This is a genomic window from Rathayibacter sp. AY1C4, assembly GCF_002932195.1.
In the GTDB taxonomy this organism is placed as follows: domain Bacteria; phylum Actinomycetota; class Actinomycetes; order Actinomycetales; family Microbacteriaceae; genus Rathayibacter.
Window position 1 is genome coordinate 140,195 of record NZ_PSWE01000005.1, and the last position, 13,681, is coordinate 153,875.

The following is a 13,681-nucleotide window of genomic DNA, read 5'->3' on the forward strand; positions in this document are numbered from 1 at the left end:
ACGCTCCGGCGGCATCCGGCGTCAGCATAGCCATGCCCCGCCGACCGGCGCCGTGAACGGCATGCGATAGCGTCACGGGATGACCGCCTCCGACTCCGCACCCGCCGTCGTCATCTCCACCCCCGGCCTCGACGCCGCCGAGATCGCCGCCGTCACGGCCGTCGTCACCGCACTGACCTCGCGCACCGAGGCCGAGCCGGAGACCCCGCAGGAGCTCAGCGGGGGCTGGAACGACCGCGCCGCGGCGGTCCGCAGGCCGCTCCGGCCGGCACCCGGAGCGTGGCGCTCCTTCTCCGGCTGAGCGGACTCGCAGACGCAGCCCGTCGGGGAACGAGCGATCCGCGACGCGGAACGTGAAATTTGTCCCCCGATTAGTCCCCTAAAGTGCTGACTATGCGCCTCCTGGCGGAGCGAGCACACTAGTGGACGTACGGTGCTCCTCCTTCGGAAGGGGCACCGCCAATCACTCGCCGACCAGGGTAAGCAGGCGGGTGTGTTGGGGGCGAGTGAGGGTAATATTCGGGTTGTTACCCTCACTCGGGGTTTGACGGCGGGCCGGGCCCCCTCTTCGGAGGAGTGGACGGCCCGCCGCACTCCGTTAACGGGCTTTCGTCCTGACGCGCTCTGCGCTCAACGGGCTCTGCCCATGACGGCTCTGCTCACGCTCGTGCCGCGCCGTGCCGCGCCGCGCCGACGATCGGTCCGCTCCGAGAGACCGGGCGCGCCGAGACCTGAGCTGTGCTGAGAGCCGGAGCGTACCGCCCGCGGCACCGATCCGAGATACGCACGCCCTCCGGGGCGGGTCGCCGCCGGTCGCTGCGCATGCGGACGGCCGCGCCGTCCCGCGCGCTCTCCGCCGCTCAGACGTCCCGTCCGCCGACGCCGTCGCGCCGGATTTCGACCCAGGCGTCGACCTCGTCCCCCGCGTCGTCGGAGCCGAGGGCGCCCGCGCTGCCGTCGCCGGCCGTCCGCAGGCCCACGACCGTGACGGCTGACGCCGAGTCGGCCGACGCGGTGCGCACCACCACGCGGTCGACCTCCTCGCGGATCCCGCTCAGAGCCTGGGCGAGCTCCCCCAGCACCCGTCGGCTCTCGCCCTCGGAGGTGCGGTCGAGGCCGCCGTCGTCGAGCACCGAGACGGTCACCCCCCGCCGCCGCGCGTCGAGCACGAGACGCCGCACCTCGTCGTCCAGCAGCCGCCGGCCGCGGATCTCGTCGCGCACGGCCGCCTCGAGCAGCCGGCACTCGCGCCGCTCCTCGTCGGTGAGGCCCGGTCCCGGCTCGGCGATGCGCAGCAGCATGTCGGCGGCGAGGGCACGGGTCTGCTCCAGCCGGACCTCGCGCTCCGTGAGGTGCGCCTCCTCCGCGGCCCGCCACGACGCGGCCGCGCGCTCGGCCGCCTCGAGCACGCGCGCCTCGGAGCCCGCGCGCCCGAGCTCGACGATGAGCAGCTGCGCGATCGCGACCCAGGCGATCCCCCCGACGACGCCGAGAGTGGCCAGCGCGGCCGGGCCGGCCCAGAACACGGTGTGCACGATCAGGAAGCCGACGCCGACCCAGGCGCAGGCCGCGCGCCGGCGGGCGCACACGATCGTCATGAGGGTGCCGACCGCGGCGATGTACCAGGTGGAGTAGCCGTTGGAGGCGCCCGGATCGAGCGACGGCGCGACCAGCAGCGGCAGAGCGACGGCGACCGCGGTCATCCCGACCGCGACGGGCAGGGCGAGCCGGGTCGTCGCTCCGGGCCAGAGGGCGACGACGGTCGCCGCGACGTACAGCGCGACCGCGACGAGGTCGGCCGGCGTGGCCGGGGAGATGCGGAAGGAGAAGAAGGCGAGTACCACGTGGTAGAGCGAGAAGCCGGCGCCGAGCGCCTGGAGCAGGGGGCGCGGGTAGGCGATCACGGCCCTCCTCCCGCGTCCGCCCGCCAGGAGAGGACGACTCGGGTGCCCTCGCCCGGAGTCGAGTCGACCCGCGCCGATCCCCGCGCGTTGTGCACCCGCTCGAGGATGGAGAGCCGGATGCCCAGCCGCTCGCGCGGGACGTCGGCGAGCCGGAAGCCGCGGCCGTCGTCCTCCACCACGACCTCCACCGCGCCGTCGCCCAGCAGCCCGTGCACGGCGCGGTGGACGCTGCCGCTCGGACCCGCGTGCTGGACGCTGTTGGCGAGCGCCTGCCAGACCGCCCCGAGCAGCGCCTCGGCCACCGGGCGCGGCAGCGTCGTCGCGCGCGGATCCACTCCGTCGGCCGTCGCGACCGCGATCTCGGTCCCGAAGGTGGACGCCGCGTGGGCGAGCTGGCGCTGCAGGAGCTCGAGCGGGACCAGCCCCTCGGGCGGCTCCGGCTCGTGGTCGGGCAACAGCACGGCGAGGGTGCGCTGCGCCATCGAGGAGACCAGCGCGCGCTCGGCCGGCGACTCGGCGGAGGCGGCGGAGAGCAGCGTCGCGAGCACGTTGTCGTGCACCAGGGCGTCGACCTCGACCCGCTCCACCTCGCCGGCGTGCTGGCGCATCGCCGCCTCGTACTGCTCCATGGCCGTCGTCTGCGCACGGTCGATCTCGTCGGCCGACTGCCGGAGCACGGTGATCAGCACCAGCATCACGAAGCCGACGATGCCCACGTAGGCGGCGTCGAGGATCGCGCGGGTCGGCTCCGCCCCGCCGCCGGAGGGGAGGACGCGCAGCAGCCCGAACAGCACGGTCGTCACCGACACGTACGCGATCGCGATCCGGAGGGGAGCCGCGATCGTGCAGAAGGCGGTGCCGATGGTCAGCAGGTACCAGATCCACGGGGTCTCGCGGTCCGCGCCCCCGGTGGAGACGGCGGCCGGCCAGGTCAGGAGGGCGATGAGGACACCGACGGCGACCAGGACCGCCGTGATCCGCGTGCCCCGCCGCAGCACGGCGGTGACCACGGCGGCGGTGAGCGATCCGAAGACCAGCACCAGCACCGGCCAGGCCACCTCGGGGCGCAGGAGGGGCAGCTGCGCGAGGATCGGCGGGACGGTCTGCACGCCGAAGCCGAAGCCGAAGAACGACACGACCGTGCTGATGATCCGGTCGATGCGCTCGCGCCCGGCGTTGCGGCGGGCGATCGGCGCCTCAGCGCCCGCCATCGCCGTCGTCCGGGTCGATGCCCGGCAGGATGCCGTCCTCCACCGCGCGCCGCAGCAGATCGACCTTCGTCGGGGCGGGACGGCCGATCTCGACGTACTTGTCGCGGATCCGGTCGAGGTACTCCTTCGCCGTCGACACCGAGATCTGCAGCCGCTCGGCCACCAGCTTCAGCGGCAGCCCCGAGGCGTAGAGGTGCAGGACGTCGCGCTCGCGACGGCCGAGCACGGCCCGCGCGAAGTCGTCGTCGGCGTCGATGGCCGAGGCCCACTCCAGATTGTTGAGGACCTCGCCGCGGGCGACCGTGCGGATGGCGGCGACGACCGTCGACATAGGCGAGGACTTCGGGATGACGCCGGCCGCTCCCGCGGCGAGCGCCTCCCGCACGGCCACGACGCGGTCCGCGATGCTGTGGACGAGGACGGCGGAGCCGCGCACCTGCCCCCACTTGACGTTGCTGGTGATGCTCGAGCCGTCGTTCAGGGACAGGTCGAGGACGAGCACCTCGATCTCGGCGCCGCCGATCGTGCTCTCGAGGGCCTGGACGGTCTCGGCGGCGGCGACCACCTGCATTCCCGCGCTCTCGACGGCGGCGGCCACGCCCAGGCGCACCGACTCGTGGTCGTCCACGATCGCCACGCGCACGCGCGGGGCCTCGGCTGCGTCGACGTGGGGCTCCATCCCGCCCATGGTACGCAGACGCGGGCCCGCGGTCAGTCCTCTCGGCGGACCAGTCGCGCAACGGCCTCCACGTGGGAGGTGTGCGGGAAGAGGTCGAAGCCCTCGAGGCGCTCCAGCTCGTAGCCCGCCCCGGTCAGGGCGCCCACGTCGCGGGCGAGCGCGACCGGGTCGCAGGCGACGTAGACGAGCTGCGCCGGCCGCAGCTCCGCCAGAGCGTCGGTGACCGCTCGGCCGGCGCCCGAGCGCGGCGGGTCGAGGACCACGGTCGCCGCGCGCCACCGCGCCCGCTCGCGCATATCGGCCTGGGCGACGACGTCGCGGAGGTAGCGGTCGACGCGGGCGGTCACCGCGCGGGCGCCGACCTGGTCGGCCAGGTTCTCGAGCGCGTGCTCGGTGGCGCGGGAGTCGCTCTCGACGCTGGTCACGCGCACTCCGGCGCCGAGGCGGTCGGCCAGCGCCGCGGCGAGCAGGCCCACCCCGCCGTAGAGGTCGTGGTTGGCGGCCGACGGGTCCGCCGCGTCCGCGTCGACGGCGGCCTGCACGGCCTCGAAGAGCGCGGCGGCGGCTCCGCGGTGCACCTGCCAGAAGCCGGTGCGGTCGACCCGGAAGGTGCGGTCGGCGACGAACTCGCTCACCACCGTGCGGTCGCGGCGGGCGCGCTTGTCGGAGGGGTCGTGCACGAGCACCGCGGCCCCCTCGGACCCGGCCGCGTCGACGAGGTCGACCACCGAGCCGGGAGCGAGGCGCTCGCCGAGCGGTGCGGCCAGGGAGGAATCGGCGGTCGCGAGGGGCAGCGACTCCACGGTGACGACGTGGTGGCTGCGTGCCGCGTAGGGGCCGACCCGTCCGTCGTCGTCGACGTGGAGGCGGTTCCGCGTGCGCCAGCCGAGGCCGCCGGACGCGTCGTCCCCGCCGATCGGCGCGACCTCCACCTCGATCTCGCGACGGGCGAAGCGGGAGAAGGAGTCGACGAGCACGAGGCGCTTCAGCTCGCGCTGGTAGGCCAGGTCGGCGTGGCCGAGCTCGGCGCCGCCGACGCGCTCCTCCGGGCGGCGGTCGAGGGCGGCCTCGGGCCAGACGTGCTCCACCCGGTGCTCGGACGCCTCGAGCACCTCGAGCGCCTCGGCACGCCAGAAGCTGTCGTGCCGGACCTCGCTGATCCGCGCCCGCACGCGCTCGCCGGGGAGGACGTCCGGGACGAAGACGACGCGGCCCTCGTGCCGGGCGACGAACACGCCGCCGTGGGCGACGTTGCTAATGTCGAGCTCGATCTCGGTCCCGAGTGCGTCGTCGGCCCCGTCGGGGCGGGCGGATGCTCGGGACGGGGTCTGTGCCATCCGTCGAGCATCCCACAGCGTGGGCCCGGCCGCAGGGAGCCCTCGTGCGCCTCTACCTCGCCTCCACCTCCCCCGCGCGCCTCGCGCTGCTGCGGGCCTCCGGGATCGAGCCCGTCGTCGTCCCCTCCGAGGTGGACGAGCCCGCGGCCGTCGCCCGGGCCGAGCAGGAGCGGGGCGCGGCGCTGGACGCGGACGCCACCGTCTCGCTGCTCGCCCGCGCCAAGGCGCACGCCGTCCTGCGCCCGGACATCGACGGTCTGGTGCTCGGCGGCGACTCCGCGTTCGTCCTCGACGGCGTCGTCCACGGCAAGCCGCACGAGCCCGAGCGGGCCCGGGAGCGCTGGCGCGCCCAGCGCGGACGCACCGGCCGCCTCCACTCCGGCCACTGGCTCGTCGACCACCGCGGCGGGAGGATCGTCGCCGAGGCCGGAGCGGTCACCTCCGCCGCCGTCACGTTCGCCGACGACATCGACGACGCCGAGATCGACGCCTACGTCGCCACCGGCGAGCCCCTCGAGGTGGCCGGCGCCTTCACCATCGACGGCCGCGGCGCCGGCTTCATCACCGCGATCGAGGGCGACCCCTCGACGGTGATCGGGATGTCGGTGCCGACCCTCCGCACTCTGGTGCGGAGCCTCGGGGTCGACTGGACCGCGCTCTGGAACCGCTGAGGCCCGTCCCGCCCTTGTGAGGAACCGACGAAGGCCCTCCGCTTCTTTGTGGTGAGCCGCGCCGGGCCGGGCGGAGCCGCCCCCTAGGGTTGAGGACCATGCCGAAGATTACGAAGGTGCTCGTCGCCAACCGGGGCGAGATCGCCGTCCGAGTCATCCGCGCCGCCCGCGACAGCGGGATCGCCTCCGTGGCCGTCTACGCCGACCAGGACCGCGACGCCGTGCACAGCCGCCTCGCCGACGAGGCCTACGCCCTCGGCGGGACGACCAGCGCCGAGACCTACCTCGTCATCGACAAGCTGCTCTCGGTGGCGCGCCGCTCCGGTGCCGACGCCGTGCACCCCGGCTACGGCTTCCTCGCCGAGAACGCCGACTTCGCCCGCGCCGTCATCGACGCCGGCCTGATCTGGATCGGCCCCGGCCCCGAGGCCATCGAGCGCCTCGGCGACAAGGTCTCGGCCCGCCACGTCGCCGAGAAGGTCGGCGCGCCGCTGGCCCCGGGAACCCTCAACCCCGTCTCCGGTGCCGCCGAGGTGCTCGAGTTCGTGGACCAGTACGGCCTCCCCGTCGCGATCAAGGCGGCCTTCGGCGGCGGCGGTCGCGGCCTCAAGGTCGCCCGCGAGCGCGACGAGGTCGAGGAGCTGTTCGCCTCCGCCACGCGCGAGGCCGTCGCCGCCTTCGGCCGCGGCGAGTGCTTCGTCGAGAAGTACCTCGACCAGCCGCGCCACGTCGAGACCCAGTGCCTGGCCGACGCGCACGGCAACGTCGTCGTGGTCTCCACCCGCGACTGCTCCCTCCAGCGCCGCCACCAGAAGCTCGTCGAGGAGGCGCCCGCGCCGTTCCTGACGGACGCGCAGAACACCGAGCTCTACCGCGCCTCGAAGGCGATCCTGCAGGAGGTCGGCTACCTCGGCGCCGGGACCTGCGAGTTCCTGATCGGCAAGGACGGCACGGTGTCCTTCCTCGAGGTGAACACCCGCCTCCAGGTCGAGCACCCCGTGTCGGAGGAGATCACCGGCATCGACCTCGTGCGCGAGCAGTTCCGCCTCGCCGAGGGCGGCGTGCTCGACTACGACGACCCGGAGCCCCGCGGCCACTCCTTCGAGTTCCGCATCAACGGCGAGGACGCGGGCCGCGGCTTCCTCCCCGCTCCGGGCCCGGTGCACGTCTTCAAGGCCCCCGGCGGACCCGGCGTCCGCGTCGACTCCGGCGTCGTCGCCGGCGACGTGATCTCCGGCTCCTTCGACTCGCTCCTCGCGAAGCTGATCGTCACCGGCGACAGCCGCGAGCAGGCGCTGGAGCGCTCGCGCCGCGCCCTCGCCGAGTTCGAGGTCACCGGACTGCCGACCGTCCTCCCCTTCCACCGCGCGATCGTCGAGGACCCGGCCTTCGCCCCCGAGGGTGGCGCGCCCTTCACGATCTACACCCGCTGGATCGAGACCGAGTTCGAGAACACGATCCCGGCCTGGAGCGGCGAGCCCGGAGCGACCGACGAGCCGGCGGCCCGCCGGAACGTGGTCGTCGAGGTCGACGGGCGCCGCGTCGAGGTCACTCTCCCCGGCGATCTGGTCGGCTCGGGACCCGCCCGCGGGGCCGCTGCCGCCTCCCCGAAGCGCCGCGGCTCCTCCTCCGTCAGCACCGTCACGGGCGACTCCGTCGCCTCGCCCATGCAGGCCACCATCGTCAAGGTCGCCGTCGCCGAGGGCGACACGGTCGTCACCGGCGACCTGGTCGTCGTCCTCGAGGCGATGAAGATGGAGCAGCCGCTCACCGCCCACAAGGACGGCGTCGTGAAGGGCCTCGACGCGACGGCCGGAGCGACCGTCCCCGCGGGACACGTGCTCCTCCAGATCGTCTGAGCCCGTTCCGGGCCGCTCCCCGCGCGGCCCGGCGCGGTCGGCTCCTCGACGTGAGGGGTACCGCCGAGCGGGTCGCGTCGCGCTGCCGTCAATCGCTTCGCACGCGATTCCCGGTCGTGCGCTCTGCCGATGAAGGGCCGCACCCCGCGCGGCCCGGCGGAGTGGCGCGTCAGGTGACGATGTGCATGGCGCGCGCGGCGTCCGAGATCGAGCCGGTGAGGCTCGGGTAGACGGTGAAGGCCCGCGCGACCTGGTCGACGGTCAGGCGGTGCTCCACGGCGAGGGCGAGCGGGAAGATCAGCTCGCTCGCCTTCGGAGCGACGATGACGCCTCCGATGACGGTGCCGGAGCCGGTGCGCGCGAACAGCTTGACGAAGCCGTCGCGGATGCCCATCATCTTCGCCCGCGGGTTCGCGGCGAGCGGGAGCTTGTAGATCTCGCCCTGCGCGATGCCCTCCTCGATCTCGCGCTGGCTCCACCCGACGGTCGCGATCTCGGGCTGCGTGAAGATGTTCGCCGCGACGTTGCGCACCTCGGTCGGGTTCACGGCGTCGCCCATGGCGTGGAACACGCCGGTGCGGCCCTGCATGGCGGCGACGGAGGCGAGCGGGAGGAACGTGGTGCAGTCCCCGGCCGCGTAGATCGAGGGGACGCTGGTGCGGGCGACGCGGTTGACGCGGATGTGCCCCGACTCCGTCAGCTGCACCCCCGCGTCCTCGAGGCCGATGCCCGCCGTGTTCGGCACGGAGCCGACGGCCATCAGGCAGTGCGAGCCCTCGACGACGCGTCCGTCCGAGAGCACGGCCTGCACGCCCTTCTCGGTCCGCTCGACGCGGTCGGCGCGCGACTTCGAGAGCACGACCATGCCGTTGCGCTTGAAGACGTTCTCGATCACGGCGGCCGCGTCGGCGTCCTCGCCGGGCAGCACCTGGTCGCGGGAGGAGATGAGGGTCACGCGGGCGCCGAGCGCACGGTAGGCGGAGGCGAACTCCGCGCCGGTCACGCCGGAGCCCACCACGATCAGGTGCTCGGGGACGGACTTGAGGTTGTAGAGCTGGGTCCAGCTGAGGATGCGCTCGCCGTCGGGAGCCGCGGTCGGGAGCACACGGGGGCTGGCGCCCACCGAGACCACGATCGTGTCCGCCTCGATGCGGTCGAAGTCCATGCCCTCGCCGCCGGCCGCCGTGGAGACGATCAAGGCGTTCGAGCCGTCCAGGCGCCCGTCCCCCTGGACGATGCGCACGCCGTGGTGCACCAGGTTCGCGCGCATGTCCTCGGACTGCTGGCGCGCGAGCCCGAGCAGGCGCTTGTTCACCGTCGTCAGGTTGACCGCCACGTCCGGGCGCACCGGCTTGTTCTGCTCCGAGCGGGTGAAGAACTGCACGCCCAGGTCGGCGGCCTCGCCGATGGCGTTGGTGGCCTCCGCCGTCGCGATGAGCGACTTCGACGGGACGACGTCGGTGATGACGGCCGAGCCGCCCACTCCGACCCGCTCGACCAGGGTGACCTCGGCGCCGAGCTGCGCTCCCGCGATGGCGGCTTCGTAGCCGCCCGGCCCCCCTCCGAGTACAGCGATCCTCTGCGCGCGCTCGAACTCGTAAGCCATGCTTCCCATTGTCCTCTCTCACTGAGTGTTCGCCCAATCGCGGGGTGTCGGATCGGCCGCGGGAGTCGCCCTCCGCCGCCGCGCAGCCCGTCGGTAGGGTGGGAGGATGTCCGACCAGACCCTGCACCCGCTCGACGCCCCCGACGCCGATCCCTTCGAGATCGCGGCCCGCGCGGCCGCTCAGATCGCCGAGGCGACAGGGGTCGAGAAGCACGACATCGCCCTCACCCTCGGCAGCGGCTGGGGCAAGGCCGCCGACGCGATCGGCGAGACGACCGCGACGGTGGAGGCCACCGAGATCCTCGGCTTCTCCAAGCCGGCCGTGCACGGGCACGGCGGCACCCTGCGCTCCGTCCTGCTCCCCACCGGCAGGCGCGCGCTGATCATCGGCGCCCGCACCCACTACTACGAGGGCTACGGCGTGCGCCGCGTCGCGCACAGCGTCCGCACCGCCGCCGCGACGGGCGCGACGGTGATGATCCTCACCAACGGCGCGGGCGGCATCAAGGAGCACTGGACGCCCGGGACCCCCGTGCTGATCAGCGACCACATCAACCTCACCGCCGACTCGCCGCTCGAGGGCGCGACCTTCGTCGACCTCACCGACCTCTACTCCTCGCGCCTGCGCGACCTCGCCCGGGGGACGCGTCCTGAGCTGGACGAGGGCGTGTACGTGCAGTTCCGCGGGCCGCACTACGAGAGCCCGGCCGAGGTGCAGATGGCGAGGATCATCGGCGGCCACATCGTCGGCATGTCGACCGCCCTCGAGGCCATCGCCGCGCGCGAGGCGGGCATGGAGGTGCTGGGCATGTCGCTCATCACGAACCTCGCCGCCGGCATCCAGAAGACCCCCCTCAGCCACGAGGAGGTGCTCGAGGCCGGCCGCGACGCCGAGGACGACCTCGCCCGCCTGCTCGCCGGGATCACGGGCGCCCTGTGAGCGCCGACGTCCGGGAGCTCGCCGAGGCCTGGCTCGCCCAGGACCCCGACCCGGAGACGCGGGAGGAGCTGGTCGGCCTGCTGACCGCCTCCGACTCGGGGGACGCTTCCGCCCGCGCCGAGCTCGAGGACCGCTTCGGCGCCCGCCTGGCGTTCGGCACCGCGGGCCTGCGCGGCGCCATCGCGGCGGGATCCAACCGGATGAACCGCGTGCTGGTCTCGCAGGCCGCCGTCGGCCTGGCCGACTTCCTGCTGGCTCAGGGCGTCCAGCGGCCCGTGGTCGTGATCGGCTACGACGGCCGGAAGAACTCGCGCGTCTTCGCCGAGGACTCCGCCGCGCTGATGGCGGGCGCCGGCGTGGACGCGGTGCTGCTGCCCCGGCTCCTGCCCACCCCCGTGCTGGCCTTCGCCGTGCGCCACCTCGGCGCCGACGCCGGAGTGATGGTCACGGCGAGCCACAACCCGCCGCAGGACAACGGCTACAAGGTGTACCTCGGCGGCGCCGACGAGGGCTCGCAGATCGTGCCGCCGGTCGACTCCGAGATCGCCGAGCGGATCCTCGCGGTCGCGCGGGACCGGCGCGTTCCGGAGCTGCCGCGCGGCGAGTACCGGCTCGCGGACGAGTCCGTGGTCGCCGCCTACATCGAGGCGACGGCCGCCGTCGGCCGCCAGTCCGCTCCGCTGCGCGTCGTCTACACGGCGATGCACGGGGTCGGCTGGGAGACGGCGCACCGGGTGCTCTCCGCGGCGGGATTCGACGAGCCTGCCGTCGTGGTCGAGCAGATCGAGCCCGACGCGGCGTTCCCCACCGTCGCGTTCCCCAACCCGGAGGAGGCGGGCGCCCTCGACCTCGCTTTCTCGACCGCGCGCTCCGGTCGCGCGCAGCTGATCGTGGCCAACGACCCGGACGCCGACCGCTTCGCCGCCGCCGTGCCCGACGCCTCCGCCCCGGAGGGCTTCCGGCGCCTCACCGGCAACGAGGTCGGAGCGCTGCTCGGCTGGCGCGCCGCCGAGCAGGCCCGCCGCGAGGGCCGCACCGGAGGAGCGCTCGCCTGCTCGATCGTGTCCTCCCCCGCCCTCGGTGCCGTGGCGGCCGACTACGGCCTCGACTTCGCCGAGACGCTCACGGGCTTCAAGTGGATCTCGCGCGTCCCCGACCTCGTTTTCGGCTACGAGGAGGCACTCGGCTACCTGGTGAACCCCGGGACGGTCCGCGACAAGGACGGCGTCTCGGCCGCGCTCGCCTTCCTCTCCCTCGCGAGCGCGCTCGCCGCCGAGGAGCGCACGATCGACGACGAGCTGGAGTCGTTCGCCGAGCGGTTCGGGCTCTTCGGATCGGAGCAGATCTCGCTCCGCGTCACCGACCTCTCCGAGATCGGCCGGATCATGGCCGGACTGCGCGCGACGCCTCCGACCGCGATCGGCGGGCTCGCCGTCGAGCGGAGCGAGGACCTGCTCGCCGAGGGCGGCGCGCTGCCCCCGACCGACGCGCTCCGCTTCTCCCTGGACGGTGCCCGTCTCATCGCGCGCCCGAGCGGCACGGAGCCGAAGGTCAAGCTCTACCTCGACGCCTGGTCGCACGACTCCGACGCCGACGCCCGCCGGTCGGCCGTCTCGTCCCGCCTCGCCGCCCTGCGCACCGGCGCCGCGGAGCTCCTCGCGTAGGTCCCCCTCCGGTCAGCGGGGCGCGCGGACACCGATCCGCTCGCCCCGCTTCCAGAGCCACTCCACCGGACCGAGCTCGAACCGGCGCAGCCACAGGTGCGCCGCGAGCACGACGACCGCCGCGATGAGCAGGAACGCTCCGACGGTCGCCGGGACGCGCCACTGCGCGGCGGTCACCGCCAGCCCGAGTCCCCAGCCGTAGAAGAGGGCGCCGCCGAGCAGGTTCTGCAGGAGGTAGGCGCTCAGGGCGACCCGGCCGACCTCCCGCGCCCGGCGTGCCGCCCAGCCCTCGCCGCCCCGGCGGAGGCATGCCTCGGCGAGGGCCGCGAGCAGGCCGAGCCCGACCAGGGGCGCGACGAGGTAGCGCTCGGCGAGCAGACCGGCGGCGCTCCCCCCGACGCCCAGCGCGAGGTCGACGGGGAGGGCGAGGGCGCCGAGGACCATCAGGCGACGGCGGAGTGACGCGCCCTCGGCGGCGAGGACCCCCGCCCGATGGAGGCGCGCGCCGAGGAGGAACATCGCGAGGCTGAGGAGCCCGATGAGCACCGGCTCCGCACGGAAGACGCCCGCGTTCTGCAACCGGAAGGCGGCGAGACCGAGGAACGACGCGTCCGCGTAGGGGCTCCGGCCGGTCGGCCCCTGTCCGGCACCGTCCGGGCTCGCCGCCACGAGCGCCACGAGCGCCGAGATCAGGACGACGTGCAGAGCGCCGCAGACGAGGATCACGCGGCGCTGCGTCGTCGGCCGGGTGAGCAGCAGCCAGGCGACGACCGCTCCGGTGACGGCGTATCCCATGAGGACGTCGAACTCCGCGATCAGCACGTAGTTGACCGCGCCGTCCAGGAGGAGGAGCGTCGCGCGCCAGAGGTAGCGGCCCGGCCAGCGCGTCCCGCGCCGGACCGCGGACGCGTGCTGGATCGCGAGGCCCACCCCGAAGGCGAGGGAGAGGAGGGCGAGGAACTTGCCCTGCGCCAGCGCCATCAGCAGGAGCTGCGCAGTCCCGGCGGAGGAGGAGGTCTCCGGCGTCACCGGGACGGAGAGCAGTCCGAGCATCCCCCAGGGGTGGGAGAAGATCCAGATGTTCGTGCCGAGGGTCCCGATGATCGCGACACCGCGGACGACGTCCAAGGTCGCGATGCGGCGGCCGGCTCCGGCACGGGGCGGCAATACGGTCGTATTGGTCATGTCCGAGAGCGTAGCCTGCTCGAGCAGTCGAACGAGAGGGACGCCATGCCGGATCGGCGCGAGAGCAGGAGCGACATCCTCTCGGCGGTCGTCGCCGTCCTCTCGACCCGCGGGGCGGAGCACCTCAGCATCCGCACCGTCGCGGCCGAGGCCGGCGTCTCGGTGGGGGCCGTCCAGCACCACTTCCCGACGAAGCAGGCGCTGCTGGCCGGCGCGATGGCCCGGGTCGAGGAGCGCTTCCGCGAGCGGATGCGGAGCCGCCTGGAGGCCGAACCCTCGGCCGAGGTGCGGCTGCGCGTCTTCTGCGACGAGATCGCGTGCGTCGCGGACGAGGACGTGCCCGACGCGATCGTGTGGACCGCCTTCGCCTCCCGCGCCGGCACCGATCCGGAGATCCGCGCGATCCACACCGCCGGCTGGTCGCGAACGGAGGACGTCGTCCTGGAGCTGCTGCGCGCCGCGCATCCCGCGGCGTCGCTCGGCGCCGACGACGCGGCGCTTCTCCTCGCAGTCCTCGACGGCATCGCGGTCTCCCGCGCGGCCCTCGCGGCGGGCCTGCTCGGCGGCGCGCCAGCCGAGCAGCGCTCCGACCTCGTTGCCGGTGAGGCGCCGGAAGCCCTCCGGG

General features: G+C 74.1%; 12 protein-coding genes. 6 read left to right on the top strand and 6 right to left on the bottom strand.

The genetic code is table 11. The features are described 5' to 3' along the window. Positions 1-79 precede the first annotated feature (79 nt). Positions 80-301 carry an acyl-CoA carboxylase subunit epsilon gene (locus tag C5C99_RS04235; RefSeq protein WP_104225462.1) on the top strand — a complete coding sequence of 74 codons (222 nt, stop codon included), beginning with the start codon at positions 80-82 and terminating at the stop codon, positions 299-301. A 559-nt stretch (positions 302-860) separates the two neighbouring features. On the opposite strand, the gene C5C99_RS04240 is transcribed toward C5C99_RS04235, so the two are convergent. From C5C99_RS04240 to C5C99_RS04255, 4 genes are read right to left on the bottom strand one after another with little or no spacing between them, the layout of a single operon-like run. Beyond that, on the bottom strand, positions 861-1,904 hold the full coding sequence (locus C5C99_RS04240; protein WP_104225461.1) for a hypothetical protein: 1,044 nt from the start codon (positions 1,902-1,904) through the stop codon (positions 861-863). After that, the gene (locus C5C99_RS04245; protein WP_104249486.1) at positions 1,901-3,115 is read right to left on the bottom strand and encodes a sensor histidine kinase; all 1,215 of its coding nucleotides are present in this window, start codon (positions 3,113-3,115) and stop codon (positions 1,901-1,903) included. Before C5C99_RS04245 ends, C5C99_RS04240 begins: the two co-directional genes overlap by 4 nt. Further along, entirely contained in the window at positions 3,102-3,803 is a 702-nt protein-coding gene (locus C5C99_RS04250) for a response regulator transcription factor (RefSeq protein ID WP_104223169.1), read from the bottom strand. The genes C5C99_RS04245 and C5C99_RS04250 overlap by 14 nt, the downstream gene beginning before the upstream one ends. Before the next feature lie 23 nt (positions 3,804-3,826). Further along, positions 3,827-5,131 (bottom strand): class I SAM-dependent RNA methyltransferase, encoded by a 1,305-nt coding sequence (locus C5C99_RS04255; RefSeq protein WP_146085463.1) that lies wholly within the window; start codon positions 5,129-5,131, stop codon positions 3,827-3,829. A 44-nt stretch (positions 5,132-5,175) separates the two neighbouring features. On the opposite strand from C5C99_RS04255, the gene C5C99_RS04260 reads away from it, so the two are divergent. Together C5C99_RS04260 and C5C99_RS04265 are read left to right on the top strand one after the other, a co-directional pair. Next, entirely contained in the window at positions 5,176-5,802 is a 627-nt protein-coding gene (locus C5C99_RS04260; RefSeq protein WP_181027094.1) for a nucleoside triphosphate pyrophosphatase, read from the top strand. A gap of 98 nt (positions 5,803-5,900) precedes the next feature. After that, entirely contained in the window at positions 5,901-7,661 is a 1,761-nt protein-coding gene (locus C5C99_RS04265; RefSeq protein ID WP_104262420.1) for a biotin carboxylase N-terminal domain-containing protein, read from the top strand. A gap of 169 nt (positions 7,662-7,830) precedes the next feature. On the opposite strand, the gene C5C99_RS04270 is transcribed toward C5C99_RS04265, so the two are convergent. After that, positions 7,831-9,267 carry an NAD(P)H-quinone dehydrogenase gene (locus C5C99_RS04270; RefSeq protein WP_104287659.1) on the bottom strand — a complete coding sequence of 479 codons (1,437 nt, stop codon included), beginning with the start codon at positions 9,265-9,267 and terminating at the stop codon, positions 7,831-7,833. Between the two features lie 106 nt (positions 9,268-9,373). Here C5C99_RS04270 and C5C99_RS04275 point away from each other — a divergent pair, with 106 nt between their 5' ends. Together C5C99_RS04275 and C5C99_RS04280 are read left to right on the top strand one after the other, a co-directional pair. Next, on the top strand, positions 9,374-10,207 hold the full coding sequence (locus tag C5C99_RS04275; RefSeq protein ID WP_104232831.1) for a purine-nucleoside phosphorylase: 834 nt from the start codon (positions 9,374-9,376) through the stop codon (positions 10,205-10,207). After that, positions 10,204-11,871 (top strand): phospho-sugar mutase, encoded by a 1,668-nt coding sequence (locus C5C99_RS04280; RefSeq protein ID WP_104329176.1) that lies wholly within the window; start codon positions 10,204-10,206, stop codon positions 11,869-11,871. Before C5C99_RS04275 ends, C5C99_RS04280 begins: the two co-directional genes overlap by 4 nt. A gap of 12 nt (positions 11,872-11,883) precedes the next feature. Here the strand turns inward: C5C99_RS04280 and C5C99_RS04285 are convergent, their stop codons facing one another. Further along, the gene (locus C5C99_RS04285) at positions 11,884-13,056 is read right to left on the bottom strand and encodes a DUF418 domain-containing protein (protein WP_104339642.1); all 1,173 of its coding nucleotides are present in this window, start codon (positions 13,054-13,056) and stop codon (positions 11,884-11,886) included. Between the two features lie 45 nt (positions 13,057-13,101). Here C5C99_RS04285 and C5C99_RS04290 point away from each other — a divergent pair. Further along, positions 13,102-13,681: TetR/AcrR family transcriptional regulator (locus tag C5C99_RS04290; RefSeq protein ID WP_104339643.1), on the top strand; the 580-nt coding region annotated here is incomplete at its 3' end.